The sequence below is a fragment of the Janthinobacterium sp. B9-8 genome, from assembly GCF_000969645.2.
Taxonomy (GTDB): Bacteria; Pseudomonadota; Gammaproteobacteria; order Burkholderiales; family Chitinibacteraceae; genus Iodobacter.
Map to the genome: position 1 here is coordinate 1,271,086 of NZ_CP014222.1, position 23,681 is coordinate 1,294,766.

Consider the following 23,681-nt stretch of genomic DNA (forward strand, 5'->3'; position numbering starts at 1 on the left):
GCTTCTTTTGCATCGTGCTGTGGCGAGGCGGATGTTGTCTGCTCAGCGGTTTGCGGCTTTTCTTGCCTGCGCCGCGCTGGATAAAACAAATAATAAGGAATTAGCTGCATGGCCAGCTCTAAACTGCCTCGTCATTTAGATGAGGAGCTGTTAGCCAATCCTACAGGCTACGGTTTTTTTCAGGCCGTCAGGCTGTTGGGTCTTGCGGCCAGAAAGCGGGGCGATCGACGTGGCCCTTTGCCTGCCGGTTTGCGATTTCGTACTTTAGCTAATTTGTCTTTCCCTGCCAGTGAAATGACGCGTTATACCGCCGTGCAAACTGAAGATGGCGAGCTGCATGAGCTGGAAGTCGCTTTTATGGGCTTAACGGGGCCGAGCGGTGTTTTGCCCACCAGCTATACCGAGCTACTGATCGAGCGCCGCCAGCAGTTTCGTGACCCTACCCTACATGCTTTTTTAGATATTTTTAGCCATCGCTCGATTGCTTTGTTTTATGGCGCTTGGAAAAAATATCGCTTCTGGCTGCAAGTGGAAGGGGGCGAGCAAGATGGCTTTAGCCGCAACCTGCTTGATTTGGGCGGAATGGGGCTGAGCGCACTACGGGCACAAATGGGGCAGGGCGCGCTGCATAATGAAAACCTGTTTATTTATTATGCAGGGCTATTAAGCCAGAAGCCGATGTCCAGCCAAGCCTTGGTGACGCTGATTGAGGGCTTTTTTGGCTTCAGGGCCGAGCTGGTGCAGTTTACTGGGCAGTGGATGAATTTACCGGAAGAAGAGCAAAGCCAGCTGGGTGGTGCTTCTTGCGAGTTAGGTGTTTCCGCGTTTGCGGGTGATCGGGTGTGGGATAGGCAGACTAAGCTTAATTTGCGCTTGGGGCCGCTACGCTGGTCACAGTTTTCTGCTTTGCAGCCCAATGCGGCCGCTGCACATTCGCTTAGGGATCTGCTTAAGTTTGCGCTGGGGCATAGCCTAGCGTGTGATGTGACTCTGATTCTGGATCAGCGTGATGTCCCCGATGCAGAGCTTGCTGAAGAGCCTGTGGTTCAGCTAGGGGGGAGCTGCTGGCTGGGTAAGCTGGATCATGATCCGAGTGATATGACGTTTTGTTTATTGCACTAGCAAATAAAATGGCCCGGATAATTATCCGGGCCATTTTTTAATTCAGGGCGGGCGCTGTTTGCTGTCTGGATTTCGGCGCGCTATGCGCCTTATTCCCTAGCTCATTCAGTAAGGCAATCACCATGAGTGCTGAGTGGTAGCCCGCCTTGATAATGTATTGATCAAAATCGACCGGTGAATCGTTGTTTGCATTATCTGATAGCGATCTGATAATCACAAAAGGCAGATCGTGCTGATGGCAAACTTGCGCAATGGCTGCGGCTTCCATTTCGCAGGCTGCCATGGTTGGGAAGTTTTTGAGCATGGCGGCGGTGCGGGTGCTGTCGCAAATAAAGCTATCACCAGTGCAAATCAAGCCATCGATGGCACGCACCTGGCCAAGGCTGGCTACGGCGCGGTGTGCGGCGGCTACCAAGCTCGCATCCGGCGTAAAGGCGGCAGGTTGCTGGGCCATCTGGCCGATTTCATAACCAAAAGCGGTGACATCCACGTCGTGGTGGCGCACTTCGGATGAAATCACAATGTCGCCAATCGATAAGTGATCAACAAAACCGCCCGCGGAGCCTGTATTGATAATGGCTTCGGGCTGATATTTAGCGATTAAAAGCGTGGTGGCGATGCTGGCTGCGACTTTGCCAATGCCAGAGCGGGTGACGATCACTTGGTGGTTCGCTAGAGTGCCGCTGTAAAAATCGATACCGGCGACTGTTTCCTTGCTGCTGTTTTCCATAGTGGCAATCAGGTGGGCCACTTCAGGCTCCATCGCTCCGATAATTCCGATTTTCATTTTTTTCCTAGCTTACAAAGTGTACAGGGTAAGGTGGCGGATAATGCCTTAGCTGAGGCGCTATGCCAAATGAAATAATCACTTTTCAGGGCTTAATAAGAAATACTTCTAAGTGAAGGTGCTGATGTATAAATTTAGCGGTCACTTTCTTGTCATCTAAGGGTTTTAGTCTGAATGATTTAAGGATCGTTAACGCTTATGGCTCAGCCCTTTTTAAAAATAGTCGTCGTTTTTTGTGCTTCATGGCTGGTGAGTACCGCTTATGCCGCACCCCAGCTGGTTGCGCATCGGGGCGGTACGGCAGATGCGCCAGAAAACACCCTACTGGCTTTGCAGAGCGCGTTGGAAAACGGCGCGGATATGCTGTGGATTACAGTGCAAATCTCAAGCGATGGCGTGCCTGTGCTCTATCGCCCTGCTGATGCATCCACACTGACTGATGGCCGCGGGCCGTTGAATTCTTTGAGTGCAGCTCAGTTGGCGGGTTTAAATGCGGGCTATGCCTTTAGTCAGAGTGACGCTTCGGGTAATAAAATATTTCCCTATCGCCTACAGCCCCTACGTATTCCTACGCTTAAAGAGGCATTGCACGTTATTCCAAAATCAGTGCCTATCTTGCTGGATATGAAGCAATTGCCCGCTGCGCCCTTGGTGGCTAGCGTGGCAAAAGTACTGGATGAGGAAAAAGCATGGCAGCGAGTGCGTATTTACTCGACGGAGAAAGATGTTTTAACCCTGCTCGCCGATTATCGTGAAGCAAAGGTGTTTGAATCCAGAGATGCAACACGGCAGCGCTTGAGTGGCGTGGCATTAAGCGGCAGCTGCGATGCCCCGCCGGCGGCAGGCGCATGGGTAGGGATGGAATTAGAGCGAACGGTAACGGTAGTAGAGAAATTTACTTTAGGCGAGGGGCGCTCAGAAGTGAAGGCGCGCTGGTGGACGCCTGCAGCGGTGAGCTGCTTTAAAACCAATCCTGATGTAAAAATTGTTGTCTTTGGTGTGGATACACCGGCCGCCTATCAGGCAGCAGAAAAACTAGGTGTCGATCATGTGATGAGCGATTCGCCAATCAAAATGAAGGCAATTCGCCTGAGTGTTAAGCCTTAGTGATATTGCCAGCTCAGGCTTAAGGCTTGAGCTGGCGCTCGTCTTACCCTAGGCGCTGGCGAATAAACTGCCCGATGGCCTGGATTTCCGGCATGCAAACTGAATGCTGCATCGGCCATGTTTGCCAGCTAATGGTGAAACCTAGCTCGCTCAGCTTGTCTTTTGCGGCTTCGCCAAGGGAAAGGCCAACAACAGGGTCGGCGCTGCCGTGTGCGGCAAAGATGGGGGTGTCTTGGTTGCTTAGTCCTGCCTGAATCAACTCAGGCGCAGGCAGGTAAGTCGATAGCGCCACAATCCCGGCTAGTTTTTCCGGGTGCAGCGTACCTGCCGTATAGGCAATCGCGCCGCCTTGTGAAAAGCCAGCCAGAATAATGCGATTACTCGGTACACCGCGCTGGTTTTCACGCGCAATCAGGGTGCGGATCATGTCTACCGAGGCCTTTACACCCGCCACATCGGCCTGACGGCTAATTTGATCGAAATGCAAAATATCGTACCAAGCCCGCATCACATAGCCGTTGTTGCAGCTGATGGGCATATTCGGTGCGTGCGGGAAGACAAAACGCACTGCTAATTGTGCCGGTAGCTGCAAATCAGGAACAATGCCCGCAAAATCATTGCCGTCCGCGCCAAGGCCATGCAGCCAGATTACGCTGGCGTTTGGCTGATCGGCGGTTTCAATTTCTACGCATTGCAGTAATTCGGCGGTGCTCATGGTTTATTCCTGATGGGTTTAACGTTGGGTGCATTGCACCTTTAGATGAGGCGTTAACTTTTAATGGCTAGGTTCAACGTCGGGTTCATGACGTCGCCAATGGCCTTAGTTCTTAATGGCAGATTTAGGTCTGAAACTCGCAACGATGGCGGCGTGGGTTTCGATATATGGGCCGTCTAATAGCTGAATGCAGTAGGGTACGGCGGCAAAGATGCCGTTGACCAAGACTTTGCCGTCTTCATCTTTTACGCCTTCCAGCGTTTCTTTGATCGATTTAGGCTGGCCGGGCAGATTTAAAATCAAACACTGCTTACGAATTGCGCCGACCTGACGGCTAAGAATCGCCGTGGGTACATAATGCAGGCTGATCTGGCGCATTTGCTCGCCAAAGCCAGGCATCACGCGATCTGCAATAGCTAGTGTGGCATCCGGCGTAACATCACGCAGCGCAGGGCCAGTGCCGCCGGTGGTCAGAATAAGGTGACAGCCTTCTGTATCGACCAAGTCCTTTAGTGTGGCTTCGATTAGCGCTTGCTCGTCGGGGATCAGGCGGCTAATGGTGTGATGCGGGCTGCTTAGCGCGCGTCCCAGCCATTCTTCTAAGGCGGGAATGCCTAAGTCTTGATAGACACCGCTTGAGGCACGATCAGAAATAGAAACAAGGCCAATTTTTAGCGTATTCATCGCTGGGCAAGTCCTGAGATCACAATGCGCTCGCCTACTTTAAGGGTGAGCGAGTGGTAATTAGTAATGATGTGCTCAGCATGACTGAGTTCTTGGGCGGAGTGCGATGAGGTGAGCGCAATCACGGGAATGCCCGCTGTTTGCGCCGATTGCACGCCGCTGAGCGCATCTTCAAAGGCCACGCATTGCTGTGGGTCTAAGCCAAACAGCGCCGCGCCTTTTAAAAAAGCTTCGGGGTGCGGCTTGCCTTGGCTTACATCGTCTGCCGAAATCAGCCTTGTTGGCGCAGGCAGGCCCGCATAAGCTAATTTAGCTAAGGCGATGTCGCGTGGAGCAGAGGTGACAACGGCCCATTGATCTGGGCGCAGCTGAGCTAGGAAATCCGCCGCACCATCAATGGCCACTGTGCCGTCTAATTTACGGGCTTCTTCTTGTAGTAATACGGCCACTTCGGCCGCGGCATCAAGGTGCGGGGCGACGAGGGCAATGGTTTCTATGCCGCGCCGTCCATGCACATGCTGCATCACAAAGTCTGGATCTAAATGTTGGCGAACAGCCCATCGTCGCCATAGCCCTTCGATACAAGGGGTTGAATCAACTAAGGTGCCGTCCATATCGAACAGCAGTGCAGTGCATTCGATTTGCCAAGTCATTTATTCTTCGTCTTCTTCTTCAGGGGCAGATACTTCAAGGCCGGGTAAGGCTGGCTCTGGAATATATTGCTTAATGAGCTTAAATAATTCGCGGAACGCTTTGGCTGGTTTTTGTAGCTCACGCTCTTTTAATGCATTACGAACCAGCTGGCGCAATTGCTGAATTTCTACCGTTGGATGATCGGTAACGAAATTTTCAACAGTTTTAGGGTCGGTCAGCATGCTTTCACGTAAACGCTCTAAGCGATGCAACCAAGCGCTGTGCTTGTCAGAAAGGCCTGCTAATTTAGCCAGTAGCTCGTTAATTGGCTCTGGATCGACATCGCGCATTAGCTTGCCGATAAATTGCTTTTGTCTGGCCGTCGCACCATTTGCGGTGATTTTTTTCGCTGCAATAATGGCGTCATAAAGCCGTTCTGGTAGCTTGAGCGTGGCCAGTTGCTTTTTATCGAGCGGGATCAGTTTTTCGCCAAGTTTTTGCAGGGCGGTCATTTCTGACTTCATTTCTGTTTTGCTGACGTACTCGATATCGTCGTCAGGAAGGTCGTGTTTTGGTCTTGCCATGATAGGGCTACTTGCTTGCAAAACCGGTATGATACCAAAGACTGCCTCTTTTTCTGCCATAGAGTGCATAGAAAAAAGAACAGAGGCTAAAGCTTAGTGTGTAAAAGTGGTTTGCTAGCCTACTCAAAATATATATTTCGACGCCCCTCGCGTCGTCGATGTGCTTTATAAACAACGAATCGCTAAACAGGGAATCAAAGTGTCCGAATTTAGTTTTGATCAGCAAGAATTATGTGATTTAGCCGCTATGGTGCTTGAGCAGGCAAAAAATCAGGGCGCAACAGCCTGCGATGTGGATGTGTCTGAAGGCTACGGGCAAAATGTGTCGGTGCGTTTGGGTGAAGTGGAAACCATCGAATACAACCGCGATAAAGGCGTCGGCGTCACTGTTTATCTTGGTCAGCAAAAAGGCCATGCCAGCAGTAGCGATTTTTCACCCAATGCGATTAAAGAAACCGTAAAAGCCGCGCTGGCGATTGCCCGTTTTACTGCTGCCGATTCTTTTGCGGGCTTGCCGGATGCAGATCGATTAGCCACTTCTTTCCCTGATTTTGATTTGTACCATCCCTGGGATTTATCAGTAGAGGGCGCCATTGCCTTGGCTACTGAATGCGAAGACGCGGCTCGCGGCGTGGATAAGCGCATTACTAACTCGGAAGGGGCGTCGGTTTCGACCGGCGCGAGTCGCTTTGTGTATGCCAATTCCTTGGGCTTTATGGGGGCGGAGTGCAGCTCGCGCTATAGCCTGTCTGCTGCGGTGATTGCCGAGGATGAATCGGGCATGCAGCGCGATTACTGGTATAGCTCGGCCAGATCTCACTTAGATTTAGATTCGGCTGCCGCCGTGGGCCAGCGAGCAGGCGAGCGATCCTTACGCCGTCTTGGCGCGCGCCGCGTTAAAACCGGTGAGTATCCGGTGTTGTTTGAAGCGCCGGTTGCTTCGGGTTTGATCGGCACCTTTGTGCAGGCCGTTAGCGGTAGCAGCCTTTACCGCAAATCAAGCTTTTTGCCAGATAGCCTAGGACAAACTATTTTTGCGCCTTGTGTCAGCATTAAAGAAGACCCATTCCTGAAAAAAGGCATGAGCAGCGGCGCATTTGATGCCGAAGGCGTAGCCACCGTGGCGCGTGATGTGGTCAGCCAAGGCGTGCTCAATGGTTATTTCTTATCCAGCTATTCCGCACGTAAATTAGGCATGAGTACTACCGGCAATGCAGGCGGCTCGCATAATCTGATCGTTGCGCCGACTCATACCTTTGCTCAATTGCTTGCAGAATTGGGTACAGGCTTATTTGTTACCGAATTGCTTGGCCACGGCACTAATATGGTCACGGGTGATTATTCCCGTGGTGCTGCAGGCTTTTGGGTAAAAAACGGCGTGATTCAATACGCAGTAGAAGAAATCACCATTGCCGGTAATTTGCGTGACATCTTTAAAAATATCGTCGGCATCGGCGACGACAGCCAGCCTTGGTCTAGCCGCAAGGTCGGTTCGATTTTAGTGAGCAAGATGACGGTTGCTGGCGAGTAATTTGCTGATGTAAGGCGGAAGGGGGGCGAAGCTTACACCCCTTCTTCCGCCATTTTTTTGCCCGCTGGATAAGTTTCTGCTTTGCAATGGCATGGCTAAGAGAGAATCAAATGAGCGCTATTTACGGAAAGCCTGCATATTGGGACCAAGCCACTGCGGCGCTGGCTGCTGCCGATCCTGTGATGGCCGGTTTAATTGCCAGCTATCCCGATATCAGCCTGGAAGGGCGAGGTGAGGTGTTTCATACACTGGCCCGCGCCATCGTCGGCCAGCAAATCTCTGTAAAAGCTGCCGATTCGGTATGGGCTCGCTTTGCCGCGCATCTACAAAAGATTGAAGCTGCGCGCGTATTGGAAAGCAGCGTAGAAGAATTACGCACCTGCGGCTTATCGGCCCGTAAAGTGGAATATCTCTACGATTTGGCTAAGCACCAGCAGGCTGGCCTATTGGATGTAGCGCTTTGGCATGATTTGGATGACGAGGCTGTGATAGTCAAACTGGTGGATATTCGCGGTATAGGCCGCTGGACCGCCGAGATGTTTTTAATCTTCTACCTGCTCCGCCCCAATGTGCTGCCACTGGATGATATCGGCTTACTCAAAGCCATTGCGCTGCTCTACCACGATGGAGAGCGCCTACCACGAGGGGATATTAGTGACTTGGCGCATAATTGGCAACCTTGGTGCACTGTCGCCACATGGTATCTATGGCGCAGCTTGGATCCGGTGCCGGTGGAGTATTAGATGGATGGCTAAAAAGATCTGTGGACACAGAGGCCGGTGAGAGCACCGAGCTCACAGAGAAAAGAAAAAGAGGAAAGGCGAGTTACCCATGATAGCCATGCAGAGGTCTGAGTTGATTGTCATAAGAATCTTTATAGGAGATAACTGTGAGCAACGTAGTATCTGTGTTGAAAGATAAGCACGGCCAGCAACCGGTTCCATCTGCATGGAGGAATACCTTTTCTGAAATCGTGGAGGCATTTAAGGATAAAGACTTTACACTTGCACGAGGGATAGCATGTGTGCGCCCGATTTCAGTAGAGGATGCGGAGGGAATCGCTGACAATATCCAGAATTATGGCGCTCTATTAATCAGCTTGCCAGAAGAAGCATGGCAGACATCTGTATGCCAATGGCAAGAGGGTCATTGGAGCGTTATGGTTGATCTGTTTACGGAGAGTGAGGGCGCTAGTGACTTGGTTCTGCATGTTCGAGTTTATGAGAATGGCTCGGCTTTTGTTTTTGAGGTTCACTTAGTGTATGTACCATGACTGGCATTGAGCTTGTAACTTTTGGCAATCAATTGGAACCCTTGATGTGAGATTTACTCGAGGAAAGGCATTTACACCATCTTAGTTAAATGCTCATTGCAGACCTGTATACAGAAAGATTTACAGGTTTTCGTTTTTTTCTCAAGGGTTTTTCGGTGCTCTGCTTTTAACCTCCGTGTTCTCTGTGTCTACAGATCTTTCTATCTTTATCTAAAAAACCTCACTCAAACGGCAAATCAAGCGATAGCGAGATGAGGTTTGATTCGATCAGCTCATCCAATAAGAAAGTGAAATCAGCCGCTGCGCCAGAAGTAGGGGCGAAGTCGAAGATGTTTGCGCCGCTGCCCACCGCTGCCGAGAGCGCTTCTTGTTCTCTGATCCGTGTTTTAAGCACTTCGCCCGGGAAATGCTTGGTGAGCTGGCCCGCTACCGTTTCGGCGGTGATTTGCCCCGGTGTGTAGCGGTTAATTAAAAAGCGTCTTGGTTTTCTGGCTTGAAACTTCTCGAGCCCTTTTAGTGTTTGCGCCAGTTGTAATGCGCCGTTCAGCGCAAGGTATTCAGCGGCAACGGGGGCTAAGATGATGTCGGCGGCAAACATGGCCGAAAATGACAACACGCCCAATGTGGGAGTGCAGTCGATAATAATCGGCAGGCCAAAGCCAGAGAGCATTTCTGCTGTGAGTGCCAGCTTCAGCCGCCATACATGATCTTTGTGGCGTGTAAGCTGCGCGTCTACTTTTCCAAGCTCTAAATGCGAAGGCACAAAATTGATGCCGTCATCTCTGCTAATAATAAGGTCAGATAAAGAACTGGCGCCCTGAAAGAAGCGATAAATACTTTGGCTGCTTTTGGGTTTAATGCCGTAGAGCGAGGTGAGATGGGCTTGCGGGTCTAAATCAATAAGCAGCGGCTCTACGCCATTTTTGGCGATGGCGGCGGCTAGGTTGGCGCTGACTGTGGTTTTGCCTACGCCACCTTTTTGATTAAAAACGACAATAACCGTCATAAATCTCACCGGGCTGATTGATTGAAGGACTGATTAGTCGACTAGGCGACTGTTGCGCTAAATGGTGCTATGCGATTCTAACTCGAATCTTTGTTTTAAAGCAGGGTGACAGGGTTACTTAAGTTTTTGCTAAGCTTTCTTCGTGCCGGAGTGCGCTGCTAAGGTACGGCTGTTTTTACACGAAGGGCTGCTAAACTCATCAGACGGCCATAGGTTTCTCTTCATTTAAGCAAATTTAGGTGCGTTGCAGCATTTTTTTATGACATGGAACAAAGTTCGTGCTTGAGGTGTGAAAGTTGCCGACCTAAAAGCGACGCTTTGTTCTACATTGACGGCCTTTGCGGGCATTACAGTCTGTTGCCATGCGCCGCCAGTCTTTTTTCTTATTGGATTTGTTTTTTTTAGTAGCAAAGTTTGTTACGTGCTGAGGATGATCTATGCAAACCTTTTTTGTGGCTCCAACCCGACAAAATGTCGGCCTTACTTCGGTTTCTTTGGGTGTGGTTCGTGCCCTGCAACATCAAGGCTTAAAAGTAGGCTTTGTAAAGCCGGTATCCCAAGAGCCGCAGGGTATTGAGCGCTCCACGCATTTTGCCGCACAAATTTGCCAGATTGAATGCCCACAATCCTTATCGATTGCGCAAGTGATTGCCCGCGTGTCTGCCGGGCAGAATGATGAACTGCTGGAAGATATTGTCAGCCTTTGCATGGGCGCTGCTCACGATGTAGATGTGTTGGTTGTGGAGGGGATGCACCTTGATCCAAGCAATTCTTTTACAGCAAGGCTAAATAATGAAGTAGCGCGTAGCTTACAGGCAGAAGTCATTCTGGTGGCCAATGCTCGTGCCACAGGTGCCATTGCAGAGTCCCGTCTTGCCGCAAGCCAGCTTAAAAATGAAGGCTGCAAAGTGGCAGGGGTGATTTTTAATAAAGCACCAGCGCAATTTGATGCGGCATCTGTGCAGTATGAGCTGGATGGTATCCCGCTCTGGGGCGTGATTAAATTTGATCCCGCTTTGCTCGCCCCACGCACCCTAGATATTGCTCGCCATCTAAATGCTGAAATCCTGATCGAAGGCGATATCGCTAATCGCCGTGTATTAGAGACTGTGATTGCTGCGCGCTCTGTGCCTGAAGTGATTGAGCGTCTAAAAGCGGGAGCCTTGGTGATTAGCGCAGGGGATAGGGACGATGTGATGCTGGCAACGGCCTTGGCCGCGAGTACGGGCGTGCAATTGGCCGGCTTGCTGCTTACGCATTCGAGTAAGCCTGATGATCGTATTTTAGAGCTGGCCCGTCAGGCATTAACCAGTGGTATTCCGGTACTGCGTACCGATAGTGATAGTTTTAATACGGCGATTCGTATTACCCAGCTACCGCCTGCTGTGGCCGAGGACGATAGCGAGCGCATGAATCTGGTGCTAGATGCGGTCGCTGAACAAATTGATATGAGTATGCTAATGAATGCGGTGCACGTGCCGCCATCGACTCGCATGTCACCACCGGCTTTCCGCTATCAGCTGATTCAAAAAGCGCGCTCTGTACGTAAAACCGTAGTCTTGCCCGAGGGTGAAGAGCCGCGCACTATTCGTGCTGCCATTATTTGTGAAGAAAAAGGCATTGCCCACTGCGTATTGCTCGGTAAGCGCGCCACCATCGAAGCCATTGCTGCGGCACAAGGTGTAGTGCTGCCTGCTAGCTTGGAAATTCTTGATCCCGATGTGGTGCGCCATGAGTATGTGGCGCCGATGGTTGAGTTGCGTAAGAGCAAAGGCTTGACCGCAGGGCAGGCTTTGCAGCAGCTTGAAGATACCGTGGTGCTGGGCACAATGATGTTGGCCGTAAATAAGGTTGATGGCTTGGTGTCTGGTGCCATTCACACTACCGCCAGCACCGTGCGCCCAGCCTTGCAGCTAATTAAAACAGCGCCGGGCTCGTCGATTGTATCGTCGGTATTCTTTATGCTGATGCCAGAGCAAGTCTTGGTTTACGGCGATTGCGCGATCAACCCTAATCCAAATGCCACACAACTGGCAGAAATCGCCAAGCAAAGCGCCGATAGCGCCCGTGCTTTTGGTGTAGATCCTAAAGTGGCGATGATCAGCTACAGTACCGGTATCTCAGGCGCTGGGGCGGATGTTGATAAGGTGCGTGAAGCCACTGCACTGGCGCATAGCCTTTATCCTGATCTGGTCTTGGATGGCCCATTGCAGTATGACGCGGCATCGGTATCCGAAGTGGCCGCTCAAAAAGCGCCAAGCAGTGCGGTGGCAGGTAAAGCGACAGTCTTTGTGTTCCCAGACCTGAATACCGGCAATACCACTTACAAGGCCGTACAGCGTAGCGCCCATGTGGTGAGCGTTGGCCCGATGTTGCAGGGCTTGCGTAAACCGGTAAATGATCTGTCGCGCGGCGCTTTGGTCGACGATATTGTCTTTACCATTGCCTTGACCGCTATTCAGGCTCAGGATTTGGCTGCGTAATTGTGCTTTTCCAAAAAAGCCGAGCTTTTGCTCGGTTTTTTTTGGTCTAAATAGGGCGGCCTGCTTCAATCCTATCAACTTAAGGTAAAAAATAGGGCAAGGTTTCGCTTCGGGTGTGCAAGTCGTTTTTCTTGCGCACCACTCTCGGTGCGCAACGACTACGTTGTTGTACATCCTACGAAATCCCGATTCATCTTAAGACAAAAGCTGAAGTTGATAGGATTGGACCTTGCTTGGGCTGCAGGCCTATTTTTTGGATTCAATTGAACTGCTTGCATAGGATTAAGTCAGAGCCTTGAATTTCAATAAAAGAAGATAAATGTAATCTACTTAAAAGTAGAATAGGCCGACTAGAAAGATTTGTTCGTCTGGTACTTTCAATGAAAAAAAGCTGGAGACGCCCCAATGAGCCGTCGACGTATGCCTTATCTACCTGAATTTATTGCCCCGACCCGCCATACAGATCCACGCGATGCCCTTGCGCAGGTGCGCTTGATTTATGAAAGCAGTGTGGCGCATTTGCGCGATGCCATGCAGCGTTTTGTGGCGGGGGAAGCCTTGCCCGGCCATGTTCGAGCCTATTATCCATTTGTAAGAATTCAAACCGATACCGTTGCAAGGCTCACTAATGAAAGTGCGCATCTAAGCTATGGCTTTGTGGCGGGGCCGGGGAGTTTTGAAACCAGCTTAACCCGCCCTGATCTTTACGATAGATATTATCTTGAGCAATTTACTCTGCTCTTACAAAGCCATCAGAACGAGCTGGAAGTTGGCGTAAGTACCCAGCCCATGCCAGTGCATTTTTCTTTTGCCGAGCACGATCATATTGAAGGCACACTCACCGCCGAGCGCCGCCAGCTGATGCGCGATATGTTTGATTTGCCTGATTTGTCGGCGATGGATGATGGCATTGCCAACGGCACTTACGAGCCTAAGCCGGGCGAGCCGGAGCCGCTGTCTTTGTTTACTGCAGCGCGGGTTGATTACTCCCTGCACCGCTTGCGTCATTACACGGGCACCGTGCCCGAGCATTTTCAGAATTTTGTGCTGTTCACCAATTACCAGTTCTATATCGATGAGTTTGTGCGCCTTGGCCATGAATGCATGCAAGACGCGAATAGCGAATATGTTGCCTTTGTAGAGCCGGGTAATGTGATTACTCGCCGTGTGGGGCTGAGTGCCGAGGTGATTGATGCGCTGGGTGCGGCACCACCGCGCCTGCCGCAAATGCCTGCTTATCATTTGATTCGCCGCGACAATACCGGCATTAGCATGGTGAATATCGGCGTTGGTCCCGCTAATGCCAAGACCATCACCGACCATATCGCCGTCTTGCGTCCTCATGCGTGGATCATGCTCGGCCATTGCGCTGGCCTACGTAATTCGCAGCAAATGGGTGATTACGTACTGGCGCACGGCTATGTGCGTGAAGATCATGTGCTCGACGAAGATTTGCCACTCTGGGTGCCGGTGCCCGCTCTGGCAGAAATTCAGCTCGCATTAGAAGCCGCCGTATCGCAAATCACCGAAATGAAAGGGGCTGAGCTCAAACGCATTATGCGCACCGGCACCGTGGCGAGTACCGATAACCGCAATTGGGAATTGCTTCCTGACAATCGTCCACAAAGACGCTTTAGCCAAAGCCGTGCCATTGCGCTAGATATGGAAAGCGCCACCATTGCCGCCAACGGTTTCAGATTCCGCGTGCCTTACGGTACTTTGCTTTGCGTCAGCGACAAACCGCTGCATGGTGAAATCAAACTCCCCGGCATGGCGAATCACTTCTACCGCGAGCGGGTCGATCAGCATTTACGAATTGGCATTAGAGCGATGGAATTGCTGCGCGATCAAGGCGAAGGCCAGCTGCATAGCCGTAAGCTAAGAAGTTTTGCTGAGGTGGCGTTTCAGTAAAGCGAATGTAGGGTGGTGCCTGTGGGGTTTGTGTTGGGTGTGTGAGCTTGAAGCGAAGCATAGTGCGCCGCTGATGGGCAATAAAAAACCGGTGCCGGATTATCCCGCACCGGTTTTTTATTGCCCACACCCTAGATGCCAACGGGCATATCTGGCAGCAAAGTCGGGATGGCAAAGTACAGCGCTATTTCTATGTACTTGATGATCAGGGGCTGTCGATCTGGCTTCGGCTTTTGCCCACGACTTTCACGTGGAACTCCTCAAAGATTGCGAGAAAATTCTACTTAAAAATGAGCTGGTTTTGTGGGGGATTACCTAACAATAGTCGTCCCCGGTAGGTCCCCCTTATCTGGAAGCAAAATTTTATGAAAAATCATGATGTTTGGCATACTATTAATGACAGCTAGGTGTTAGCGTCCTGAAATTTAGGTCGTGTAGCCACTACGATCAATCACACATCGCCAAATGGAGTGACATGAGTCATGCGATCTTCCCTGAGAACAAAAATTGCCTTGATTTCTCATGGCATCGACTTCGATATTGACATGTTCGCCGCTACCAGCCGGCGCTATTACGAAAATACATACGGCTACTGCATCACTAACCGCAACGTCAAACGTGAGCATCGCATTCCACAGGTGCTGTTGCTGGGGGACGAACTTGTGGTTTCCGTTTTACGTCGCGAAGGCTCACCTTGGCGCCTTCGCTTCGAGGGAGACCGGCTGGCGCTTTACTACGAGGATGAGTATCGTCAGGATGTCGATTTGCCCGAGGCCCTGCCATTTTTCGGAAAAACACTCAAGGATGGTGCACGAACCGACGATGTGATCTCCGCCTATGGCGCCGTGACGCCGGGATTTTTTCTTTATCCGGATTGCCACTATTTCGACAAGGGAAAACCCTGCGGTTTCTGCTCGTTGCGCAAGGCTCGCCACACAGTTGGGAAACCACTGGTCACGGAGCTCAGTCGTGAACGGGTGATGGAGACGACTCAGATAATCCAGAATTCCGGCTGGAATATCCCAATGATTACCAATACCTGCGGTACACCACCTGACGACGAAGGCACTCGGCGCGCGATTCTCGAACCGCTGCAGGCAATACGCGATGCACGCGCCCCTGGTATTCGCATGCACGTCCTAGCTCATCCTCCCAATGACTTTCATCTGATCGACGAATACAAAGCAGCTGGCGTCACTTCAATCGCATTCAATCTCGAAGTGTATGGGCGCGAAGACTTCGCCCGTATTTGCCCAGGAAAAGATCAACACTACGGTTATGACCGCTGGTGGGATGCGCTGGAATATGCGAAGGATGTCTTCGGCCCCTACGAAGTCTATTGCGGGTTGGTATGGGGCGTAGAGCCGATTCAAAGTAGCATGGAAGGGATGGAAGCGATTTTATCCCGCGGCATTGGACTTGCCACCAATGTGTTTCATGCTGACCCAGGTTCTGTCATGGCAAAACACCCGCACCCCTCTGAGGACGACATTATCGCGTTGGCACAATGGGAGGAAAAGCTGTACCAGAAGTACCCCAAGGCAAACACCATTTACGACATTAGCATGAGAAATACCATCGATTGGGAAATCCACAATCACTATATGGAGTCAGCGAAATGAAGAAAATTGACCACTACAGCTGGGAAACGATCGACCTTTTGACGCGACAGCTTGCATCAAGCATCAAAGAGCCGTTTGACGCAATGGTGTGCGTGCTACGTGGTGGCGCCGTTCCGGGCGCGATACTCGCCAACGAACTGGGTATCGACTTGATGATGGGCATGAAGGTTGTTCAGAACGGCCAAATTAGCGGTGTTAACAAGGCTGGAATGGCTTACGAGGCAGAAAAAGCCGTAATCCGGGTCCCGTTGAACGATGTCAGCCTTGCTGGCAAGCGTGTGCTTGTTGTTGACGACGTGCTGGACTCTGGTGAGACCGCGGCATTGGTAGTCGAGGAAGTGCGACGGCGCGGCGCGGTGGTCGTCAAGCTTGCGACATTGCAAGTCAAGACCTACTCGCGCTTCAAGCCAGATTATTTCGTTGAGGAAACCTGCAATTGGATTTTCTACCCATGGATGTCCATGCGTGAGCTCGGAGAGATGGAGGAGCGCTTGCAGGCGCCGTTACGGGAGAATCGGGAGTGATAACTCTTCTGTTCTCAATGCTATTCGCGGCCATCCTGTTGATCGGATTCTTCCAGGCGTTCTATCTGATACATTCAACTTTCTTGCGACCATCGCCCCCTCATTCCGAAATCTCGAACACAGTTCACAGGCAGGGGCCGGTGTCCATCCTGATTCCATTGTTCAATGCAGCATCCACAATCGAACGATGCCTAGAAGGAATTCTATCGAACGATCTTGGCCAGGTTACTCAGGTCGTGCTGGTGCTTGATCGTTGCACAGATGACAGCGAACAAGTGGCGCGTCGTTTTGAGGCTAGGCTTGCACAGTTTGAAGTGTCATTATGCATCGTTTCGCTGCCTGAGTTCCAGGCCGGAAAAGTTGCGGCGATCTTATATGGGGGGCAATTTCTGACCGCGCAAACGGTATTGCTGTTGGACGCCGACATCGTGCTAGCGCCAAGTGCGCTGGCAGAGCTGTTTGAATTTCATTCACGATCAACAGCGCCATTCAGCTCCTGCTTGATCTATCCACTCCAAGAACCGGGTCAGAGGCAGACGCTCTCGTCGCATATCGTTTGCAATAATCGTCTATATAGACAAAGCGTTCTGCAATGGGTCAAGAACGAAAACTCGGTCGCGAACTTTCCTGGTGGTTTGCATCTGATTGATTTTGCCAGTTACCGTGAACTCCTTGTGGAGGGGTTTCTTGAAGATCTGAGCGCGACATACCAAGTACTCAGTTCCGGCGGGAGTATTCCAATATTACCGCGTGTACTGGCTTGGGAGATCGAAAGACAGACGATCCGTGGTCTATTTCTACAGCGTCTACGCTGGACCATCGGAGCGATCCAACATTTGCCCGTACAAATGCGTACCGCGCGGATGCAGCCCACGCTGAAGCGTAGAATTCTCGTGAACTCTTATCATGTTATGTGGGAATTTCAGCACTATGTGATTGCCGTGGCAACTTTCGCAGCGCCGTTTTCTGGTCGTTTATGGCCTGTCATGTTGCTGCCGCTAGCATTGTATTCGTTGCAAATAGCACGTTCGGTCTATCTGACGCGTAACGACTACAGAAACTCGCTTGTCGGCATTGCGCTGCATTGTATTGTATTTCCGATGGTGATCTCGGCGGCTTTGCTTGGGTCCGCCTTATTACTCCTAAAAACGCGACGCTTCTTCTTCGACACGTCATTGCTTTTTCGCCGCGACTGAACGTCAATGGCTGTTGTTTTGCCTAGCATCCGGTTAGCCAGAGAGCAAGGCAAGGCACCACTGAGGTAGCCCGAAATCTGTAGATATACCTCTTTGGTAAATTTGAACCAACAGGAGTGTGAGATGAGTGGGAGGGTAACGCAAAGCTATGTCTCAGAATTTCGGGAAGAGGCGATCAAGCTGGTGCTTGAATAAGGGATGCCACCCTTGAGGCGGCCTCCCGTCGCGCTTTGGCAATTTGTCACCTGCAGTATTTGCGCAAAAATTTAGCAAAAAAGCGGTGTGTATTTGAAGTGGGTGTGTCTATGGCGGTAAGGACAGGTCAGTGCTTCGTATGTAGTAAATCGAAAAGCCGGTGTTGGATTATTCCGTACCGGCTTTTTATCGCCTTCACTAATATCATAATATCGCCTATGTTTTTGTCAGGCCATAGGCGTTTGCTCAGGCGATACATTGGTTATTGGCCTTGTAAAGCTGGCATGGTGCGAAGCGTTTTGCATAGGCAAGAAGAAGGGCCTGCAGCGCAGGCCCTTCTTCTTTGTCCCACTTGCTACAGAGCCTCTGCCGCGTAATCCGCCAGTCTGGATCTCTCACCTCGGGTGAGGGTGATGTGGCCGGAGTGCTCCCACGTTTTAAAGCGATCGACCACGTAAGTCAGTCCCGAGCTGCCTTCGGTGAGGTAGGGCGTATCGATCTGGCTGATGTTGCCTAAGCACACCACCTTGGTGCCGGGGCCGGCGCGGGTGATGAGGGTTTTCATTTGCTTAGGGGTTAAGTTTTGCGCCTCGTCGATAATCAGGAATTTCTTGAGGAAGGTACGGCCGCGCATAAAGTTGAGCGATTTCACTTTGATGCGTGAGCGAATTAAATCGCGCGTGGCGGCGCGGCCCCAGTCCCCAGCTTCTGCATCAGATTGGTTGAGTACATCCAGATTGTCTTCGAGTGCGCCCATCCACGGCATCATTTTCTCTTCTTCGGTGCCGGGTAGGAAGCCAATGTCTTCGCCTACAGGCACAGTGACGCGAGTCATGATGATTTCACTGTAAATCTTGGATTCCAGCGTTTGCGCAAGGCTGGCGGCCAGTGTCAGTAGCGTCTTACCCGTGCCTGCCTGCCCAAGTAGCGAGACAAAATCGACATCGGGGTTCATAAGCAGGTTGAGTGCGAAGTTTTGCTCGCGATTGCGGGCGACGATGCCCCAGATGGCATTTTTGTGGTGGCTGTAGTCTTTTAGGCTTTCGATGAGTGCTGTTTTACCTTCCACATTGACGACGCGGGCAGATAAGGGCGTGTCGCCCGCCTGATAAAGGAGCTGGTTGACGTAAAGCTCGCTGCAATCTGGTCCTTTGATTTTCCAGTAGCTGCGGCCGCCTTCTTGCCAGCTTTGTAGGTCTTTGCCGTTGCGCTCCCAGAACTTCTGGTTGATTTCGCGCATGCCGGTGTAAAGCAGATCGGTATCTTCTAAAACTTTATCGTTAAAGTAATCTTCCGCCGCCAAACCCATCGCCCGCGCTTTGATGCGCATATTGATGTCTTTGGAAACCAAGATCACTTGGCGGGCGGTGTGCATTTGTTGCAGGTGGTGAACGACGCCCAGAATCTGGTTGTCGGCTTTGCCCATAGGGAGTTGGGCTGGCAGGACGCTGGTAATGGCTTCGGTCTGCATAAACAGCCGTCCTAGCGCTTGCCCTTTGCTGGCTAGGTTGAGTAAAACACCGCCATGCAGATCAAGTTCTTTGCCGGAAATGAGTTCTTCCAGAAAACGGCTGGCTTGCCGAGCATTGCGGGCGACTTCGGATGTGCCTTTTTTGTTGTTGTCGAGCTCTTCTAAAGTCATCATCGGTAGAAAGAGATCGTGCTCCTCAAAGCGGAATAAGGAGGTGGGGTCGTGCATTAAAACATTGGTATCCAGAACGAAGAGCTTGGTGACACTCGCGGCTTTTGTCTTGCGGCTTGCCATGATGAAACTCCTAGAACGGAAGAGTGGATGTGTTGTTGCCCGCGTGGCAAGTACAGGATGATGTGTTTGATAACAACAGCCTGCCTTGCTCTGCATTTCAACTTACAACGTTTTTACAAACTCCAGTACTTCTGCTACATGACCCGGCACTTTGACGCCGCGCCATTCTTTGGCGATTTCTCCTTCCTTGTTAATCACAAAGGTACTGCGCTCAATTCCCCTTACATCTTTACCATACATCTTCTTTTGCTTCATGACATCAAAAGCGAGGCAAGCTGTCTCTTCCGGGTCAGAAACCAGCTCGAAAGGATATTCTTGTTTGGCTTTGAAGTTTTCGTGGCTCTTAAGGCTGTCTCTGGAAATGCCGAAAATGGTGCATTGGGCGGCAAGGAACTCGGCATGATGATCGCGAAAATCACCGCCTTCGGTGGTGCAGCCTGGGGTGCTGTCCTTGGGGTAGAAATAGAGCACAAAGGCCTGGCCTTTCAGTGCGGTGGTATCAAAGTGCAGATTGGATGTGGTGGCGAGTTTTAATTCTGGACAAAGCTTGTTTGGCATCAAGAGAATCTCCGTTGTTGTGATGATTATAGATGCGTGGCTGATGCTCCGCAGCTACAATACCCCCAAATATGTGAAGGGGATGTGACAGTAATGAGTATCAAATCTGATAAGTGGATTCGCCGCATGGCCAGCGAGCACGGCATGATCGAGCCGTTTGTGCCCGGCCAGGTTAAAGAAGTGAATGGCGAACGTATTGTTTCTTATGGTACTTCCAGCTACGGCTACGATATTCGCTGTGCCGATGAGTTTAAGGTTTTTACCAATATTAACTCGACGATTGTTGACCCAAAAAACTTTGATGAAGGCAGCTTTGTGAATGTTTCTGGTAAGGGATATTGCATTATCCCGCCAAATTCTTTCGCATTGGCACGCACTGTGGAATATTTCCGTATTCCGCGTAATGCCTTGACTGTGTGTTTGGGTAAATCCACTTACGCGCGTTGCGGCATTATTGTGAATGTCACCCCGTTTGAGCCGGAGTGGGAAGGTTATGTGACGCTGGAATTCTCTAACACCACGCCGCTCCCTGCCAAAATTTACGCTAACGAAGGCGTGGCGCAGGTCTTGTTCTTTGAGGCGGACGCAGATGATGTATGCGAAACTTCCTACCGCGATCGCGGCGGTAAATATCAGGGCCAAAGTGGCGTAACGCTGCCTAAGACCTAAGCTTTATGATTCTTTTCTGCAGGCCCGTATTCGTACGGGCCTGTTTTTTGATTAATACCCCAAGGATTGCTGATGACTCCGCTTATTTCTGCTTTGCAATTACAGGAACAACTGGCCGATGTGCTGCTGATCGATTGCCGTCATGATCTGGCTAATCCAGAGGCGGGACGCTTGGCCTATGCAGAGGGCCATTTGCCGGGCGCGTATTTTTTGCACCTGGATGACGATCTTTCCGGCCTTAAAACAGGGGCGAATGGCCGTCATCCTTTGCCTGATCCGCAGGTCTTGGCGGATAAGCTGGCAGATATGGGGATGAGTCGTTCGCGCCGTGTGGTGGCATATGATGCACAGGGTGGTATGTATGCAGCCAGATTGTGGTGGCTGCTGCGCTGGTTGGGGCACGATCACGTGCAGGTTTTGGATGGCGGAATGGCCGCATGGCAGGGGGCGCTGGTCAAAGACTTGCCAAAACCAGTAGTGGCGGAGTTTGTTGCAGAGCTGCGCCCCGCGCTGATGGTGGGTGTGGAGGAGGTGCTGGCGAATATCAAACTGCCGATTTTTACGGTGGTGGACGCTCGTTCTCCTTCCCGTTTTATGGGCGAAGGTGAAACGATGGACCCGGTAGGCGGGCATATCCCCGGCGCGATTAATCGTTTTTTTCAGAATAATTTGCAGGAAGACGGCCGTTTTAAATCTGCTGAAGTTCTGAAGGCTGAGTGGCAGCAACGGCTGGCCGGCTTTGATGCAAGCCATACCGTACAGCAATGCGGCTCGGGCGTAACAGCCTGTCATAATTTGCTGGCACTGGAAGTGGCTGGCTTAAGCGGGGCCAGACTTTATGCTGGCTCATGGAGTGAGTGGTGCGCGGATGCGGCAAGACCTGTTGCCTGATCTGTTGCTTAAGTGTTGACGCTGGGTTTGTGGGCGAATACCCGCTGGTAAAAAACCAGCGGGTTTTTTCTTGTTGTTTTATACATAAATATACATTATGTATTTATGTTATGTATTTATGTATTTTAAAAAAAGAAGAAATGAGTCACTGCTACAAAGAAGTCGTTAATGACATCAGCGCTCAGCTTGCCCAAATGAATAAAGCGATTCCGGCAACTATGGCGGGGTTTGGTCAAATGGCCAAAGCCACCCATAGCGATGGTGCGCTGGATAAAAAAACAAAAGAACTGATCGCAATAGCCATTGGTATTGCCGCCCATTGTCAGGGCTGTTTAGGTTTTCATGCCAAGGCGTGTGTCAGTATGGGCGTGACCCGTGCGGAGTTTATGGAAATGCTGCAAGTCGCTATCTATATGGGCGGCGGCCCCAGTGTAATGACGGGGACAGAGGCTTTGCAGGCTTATGAGGAGTTTGACGGGGAAAAGGCGGCTTAAGCGGTGAAGTGATGTTGATTAAAAACGGCTTTGAATTCATTCAAAGCCGTTTTTTGTGCCCGGTTTATTTCGGTGGCTTCAGCCATCTTTCCGTGGTGGTGGTCGCACGTAACCAACCACGCAAAATATCGACTTCTTCGCGCTCCAGGTTGGCGCGGGTAAACATGCGGCGCATTCTGGGCATGAGGCGCTGGGGGGCGTCTGGTTTAAGAAAACCAATCGTAGTCAGTGTTTCTTCTAGGTGAGTGAAGAAATGTTCCAGTGCATCGTGCGTGGCGCTGTCACGGCTTTCGGCAAGATAGGACACATCGTCAGCCAGGGTGGCGAAGATTTCGTAGGCAAATACTTGCACGGCTTGCGCTAGATTCAGGCTGGAGTAATCCGGATTAGTGGGAATGGTCGCCATGCGGTTACAAAGCAGCACTTCGTCAATGGTCAGGCCAGACATTTCTGTGCCAAACACCAGCGCAATATCGTGGCCCGCCTGGATGGCCTGAATAATTTCTGGGGCGAGCTGTCTTGGGGTTTGCAGTGGATGGGCGAGTTCTCTGCGGCGTGCGGTTAGTGCGATTTGCAAAGTGGTGCCCGCTAAGGCTTCTTCCATGCTGCTCACAACGACAGCGGTATTAAGTACATCGTCGGCATTACTGGCTAAAGCGGTGGCAGTGTCCGAAGGAAACTCCTTGGGATTGATCAGGTAGAGCTTGTTGATTCCCATGGTTTTCATGGCACGGGCGGTAGAGCCGATATTGCCAGGGTGGGAGGTATGAGAAAGCACAATCCGAATGCGGGAGAGACATTCGGCGGAAGAAATATTGATAGTTTGTTTATTCATTTTGAGAGCACAGGTAGAATAGCGGCCAATCTTATATCGGGTAGCCCTGTGATGGGCTTGGGATGCGATTTTGATTCGCACGAATATATACTGTGATTCATGCTGTGTCGCGTTTTTTAAGCCCTTTTGCGCTGCCCCGTTGGTCGATCTTTTACTTTTAATCAGGAATTCGCCATGCATCCAATGCTCAATACCGCTGTGCGCGCTGCGCGCCGTGCTGCTTCTATCATCCAACGTGCTTCCAGTAATCTGGACCATTTAGCCGTTGAGAAAAAAGGTCATAACGACTTTGTATCCGAAGTAGACCGCGCAGCTGAACAAGCGATTATTGATACCATCCTCGAAGCGTATCCAACGCACGCCATCATGGCCGAAGAGTCGGGAAACCGTGGTCAGTCAGAATACACATGGATTATTGACCCATTGGATGGCACCACCAATTTCTTGCATGGCGTTCCTCAGTACGCCGTATCGATTGCGCTGGAACATAAAGGCGTGATTACCCAAGCCGTGGTTTATGATCCTTGCCGCAATGATTTGTTTACCGCAACGCGTGGTGTAGGCGCTTACCTGAATGATCGCCGTATCCGTGTTTCTAAAGTACGTGAATTAACCGATGGCCTGATTGCTACTGGTTTTCCGTACACCCGTTTTGACAATCTTGAAAACTACATCAATATTTTCCGCGATATGACGCAAAAGTCCGCTGGCTTGCGTCGTCCGGGCGCTGCCGCCTTGGATCTAGCCTATGTGGCTTGCGGTCGTTATGATGGTTTCTTTGAATTTGATCTTAAAACAGTCGATATCGCTGCTGGCTCCTTGTTGGTGCAAGAAGCGGGTGGTTTGGTGACTGATTTGAATGGCGAAGAAGGCTTCTTGCAATCTGGCGATATTCTGTGTGGAACACCGCGTGTATTCGGCCAGATGTTGTCGGTAATTCGTCAGCACAATAAATAATTAACGCTTTATCTTAGCGTTTTTAAAAAAGCGTCATCTCGGGTGGCGCTTTTTTTATGGTTGGCGGTTATTTTGCCGCTAGCCTTCGTGGACTTGCCGCTGCCCTGATTGGATAATGGCGGCCATATATAGAAATGTT

The 23,681-nt window shown here is 50.9% G+C and carries 23 protein-coding genes; 14 read left to right on the forward strand and 9 right to left on the reverse strand.

The genetic code is table 11. From position 1 onward, the window contains the following. Nucleotides 1–108 precede the first annotated feature (108 nt). Nucleotides 109–1,122, forward strand: coding sequence for a type VI secretion system baseplate subunit TssG (gene tssG / locus VN23_RS05635; RefSeq protein WP_046350049.1), 1,014 nt, complete (start codon nucleotides 109–111; stop codon nucleotides 1,120–1,122). Nucleotides 1,123–1,159: 37 nt separating this feature from the next. Here tssG and VN23_RS05640 read toward each other — a convergent pair whose 3' ends face one another. Next, a complete protein-coding gene (locus VN23_RS05640; RefSeq protein ID WP_046350050.1) occupies nucleotides 1,160–1,909 on the reverse strand; it encodes a 5'-methylthioadenosine/adenosylhomocysteine nucleosidase in 750 nt (249 codons plus the stop codon). Between the two features lie 198 nt (nucleotides 1,910–2,107). Here VN23_RS05640 and VN23_RS05645 point away from each other — a divergent pair, with 198 nt between their 5' ends. Beyond that, a complete protein-coding gene (locus tag VN23_RS05645; RefSeq protein WP_052746374.1) occupies nucleotides 2,108–3,016 on the forward strand; it encodes a glycerophosphodiester phosphodiesterase family protein in 909 nt (302 codons plus the stop codon). A 43-nt stretch (nucleotides 3,017–3,059) separates the two neighbouring features. Here the strand turns inward: VN23_RS05645 and VN23_RS05650 are convergent, their stop codons facing one another. The 4 genes from VN23_RS05650 to yjgA all read right to left on the reverse strand — a co-directional run bounded on the left by VN23_RS05650 (nucleotide 3,060) and on the right by yjgA (nucleotide 5,632). Next, complete coding sequence (locus VN23_RS05650) at nucleotides 3,060–3,731, reverse strand: alpha/beta hydrolase (RefSeq protein WP_046350051.1); 672 nt, start codon at nucleotides 3,729–3,731, stop codon at nucleotides 3,060–3,062. A 105-nt stretch (nucleotides 3,732–3,836) separates the two neighbouring features. After that, a complete protein-coding gene (gene mog / locus VN23_RS05655) occupies nucleotides 3,837–4,415 on the reverse strand; it encodes a molybdopterin adenylyltransferase (protein WP_046350052.1) in 579 nt (192 codons plus the stop codon). Beyond that, nucleotides 4,412–5,068: an HAD-IA family hydrolase gene (locus VN23_RS05660; RefSeq protein WP_046350053.1), complete on the reverse strand. Its 657-nt coding sequence runs from the start codon at nucleotides 5,066–5,068 to the stop codon at nucleotides 4,412–4,414. The genes mog and VN23_RS05660 overlap by 4 nt, the downstream gene beginning before the upstream one ends. Continuing rightward, nucleotides 5,069–5,632, reverse strand: coding sequence for a ribosome biogenesis factor YjgA (gene yjgA / locus VN23_RS05665; RefSeq protein ID WP_046350207.1), 564 nt, complete (start codon nucleotides 5,630–5,632; stop codon nucleotides 5,069–5,071). It abuts the gene before it with no gap. A 193-nt stretch (nucleotides 5,633–5,825) separates the two neighbouring features. On the opposite strand from yjgA, the gene pmbA reads away from it, so the two are divergent. From pmbA to VN23_RS05680, 3 genes are all read left to right on the forward strand, one after another. Next, nucleotides 5,826–7,163: a metalloprotease PmbA gene (gene pmbA, locus VN23_RS05670; protein ID WP_156455249.1), complete on the forward strand. Its 1,338-nt coding sequence runs from the start codon at nucleotides 5,826–5,828 to the stop codon at nucleotides 7,161–7,163. Nucleotides 7,164–7,273: 110 nt separating this feature from the next. Next, nucleotides 7,274–7,906, forward strand: a complete 633-nt coding sequence (locus VN23_RS05675) for a DNA-3-methyladenine glycosylase family protein (RefSeq protein ID WP_156455123.1) — start codon at nucleotides 7,274–7,276, stop codon at nucleotides 7,904–7,906. 146 nt (nucleotides 7,907–8,052) lie between these two features. Next, nucleotides 8,053–8,436 (forward strand): DUF7668 domain-containing protein, encoded by a 384-nt coding sequence (locus VN23_RS05680; RefSeq protein ID WP_046350055.1) that lies wholly within the window; start codon nucleotides 8,053–8,055, stop codon nucleotides 8,434–8,436. A gap of 220 nt (nucleotides 8,437–8,656) precedes the next feature. On the opposite strand, the gene VN23_RS05685 is transcribed toward VN23_RS05680, so the two are convergent. Beyond that, complete coding sequence (locus tag VN23_RS05685; RefSeq protein ID WP_046350056.1) at nucleotides 8,657–9,442, reverse strand: ParA family protein; 786 nt, start codon at nucleotides 9,440–9,442, stop codon at nucleotides 8,657–8,659. A gap of 437 nt (nucleotides 9,443–9,879) precedes the next feature. Here VN23_RS05685 and pta point away from each other — a divergent pair, with 437 nt between their 5' ends. From pta to VN23_RS05710, 5 genes are all read left to right on the forward strand, one after another. Continuing rightward, entirely contained in the window at nucleotides 9,880–11,925 is a 2,046-nt protein-coding gene (pta, locus tag VN23_RS05690) for a phosphate acetyltransferase (RefSeq protein WP_046350057.1), read from the forward strand. A 420-nt stretch (nucleotides 11,926–12,345) separates the two neighbouring features. Next, on the forward strand, nucleotides 12,346–13,836 hold the full coding sequence (locus VN23_RS05695; RefSeq protein WP_046350209.1) for an AMP nucleosidase: 1,491 nt from the start codon (nucleotides 12,346–12,348) through the stop codon (nucleotides 13,834–13,836). Nucleotides 13,837–14,318: 482 nt separating this feature from the next. Further along, on the forward strand, nucleotides 14,319–15,458 hold the full coding sequence (locus VN23_RS05700) for a radical SAM protein (RefSeq protein ID WP_046350058.1): 1,140 nt from the start codon (nucleotides 14,319–14,321) through the stop codon (nucleotides 15,456–15,458). Continuing rightward, nucleotides 15,455–15,982 carry a phosphoribosyltransferase gene (locus tag VN23_RS05705; protein ID WP_052746375.1) on the forward strand — a complete coding sequence of 176 codons (528 nt, stop codon included), beginning with the start codon at nucleotides 15,455–15,457 and terminating at the stop codon, nucleotides 15,980–15,982. The genes VN23_RS05700 and VN23_RS05705 overlap by 4 nt, the downstream gene beginning before the upstream one ends. Before the next feature lie 140 nt (nucleotides 15,983–16,122). Next, complete coding sequence (locus VN23_RS05710; RefSeq protein WP_197433033.1) at nucleotides 16,123–17,178, forward strand: glycosyltransferase; 1,056 nt, start codon at nucleotides 16,123–16,125, stop codon at nucleotides 17,176–17,178. Between the two features lie 550 nt (nucleotides 17,179–17,728). On the opposite strand, the gene VN23_RS05715 is transcribed toward VN23_RS05710, so the two are convergent. Together VN23_RS05715 and VN23_RS05720 are read right to left on the reverse strand one after the other, a co-directional pair. Then, entirely contained in the window at nucleotides 17,729–19,234 is a 1,506-nt protein-coding gene (locus VN23_RS05715; protein ID WP_082752627.1) for a PhoH family protein, read from the reverse strand. A gap of 6 nt (nucleotides 19,235–19,240) precedes the next feature. After that, entirely contained in the window at nucleotides 19,241–19,696 is a 456-nt protein-coding gene (locus tag VN23_RS05720) for a peroxiredoxin (RefSeq protein ID WP_082752629.1), read from the reverse strand. 93 nt (nucleotides 19,697–19,789) lie between these two features. Between VN23_RS05720 and dcd the strand changes: the two genes are divergently transcribed. From dcd to VN23_RS05735, 3 genes are all read left to right on the forward strand, one after another. Further along, nucleotides 19,790–20,365: a dCTP deaminase gene (dcd, locus tag VN23_RS05725; protein ID WP_046350061.1), complete on the forward strand. Its 576-nt coding sequence runs from the start codon at nucleotides 19,790–19,792 to the stop codon at nucleotides 20,363–20,365. Nucleotides 20,366–20,437: 72 nt separating this feature from the next. Beyond that, entirely contained in the window at nucleotides 20,438–21,256 is an 819-nt protein-coding gene (locus VN23_RS05730; RefSeq protein WP_046350062.1) for a sulfurtransferase, read from the forward strand. Nucleotides 21,257–21,396: 140 nt separating this feature from the next. Beyond that, nucleotides 21,397–21,750 carry a carboxymuconolactone decarboxylase family protein gene (locus tag VN23_RS05735; protein WP_046350212.1) on the forward strand — a complete coding sequence of 118 codons (354 nt, stop codon included), beginning with the start codon at nucleotides 21,397–21,399 and terminating at the stop codon, nucleotides 21,748–21,750. A gap of 64 nt (nucleotides 21,751–21,814) precedes the next feature. Here the strand turns inward: VN23_RS05735 and VN23_RS05740 are convergent, their stop codons facing one another. Further along, a complete protein-coding gene (locus VN23_RS05740) occupies nucleotides 21,815–22,585 on the reverse strand; it encodes an RNA methyltransferase (protein ID WP_062654951.1) in 771 nt (256 codons plus the stop codon). Between the two features lie 174 nt (nucleotides 22,586–22,759). Between VN23_RS05740 and VN23_RS05745 the strand changes: the two genes are divergently transcribed. Beyond that, the gene (locus VN23_RS05745) at nucleotides 22,760–23,542 is read left to right on the forward strand and encodes an inositol monophosphatase family protein (protein WP_046350063.1); all 783 of its coding nucleotides are present in this window, start codon (nucleotides 22,760–22,762) and stop codon (nucleotides 23,540–23,542) included. Nucleotides 23,543–23,681: the final 139 nt, after the last annotated feature.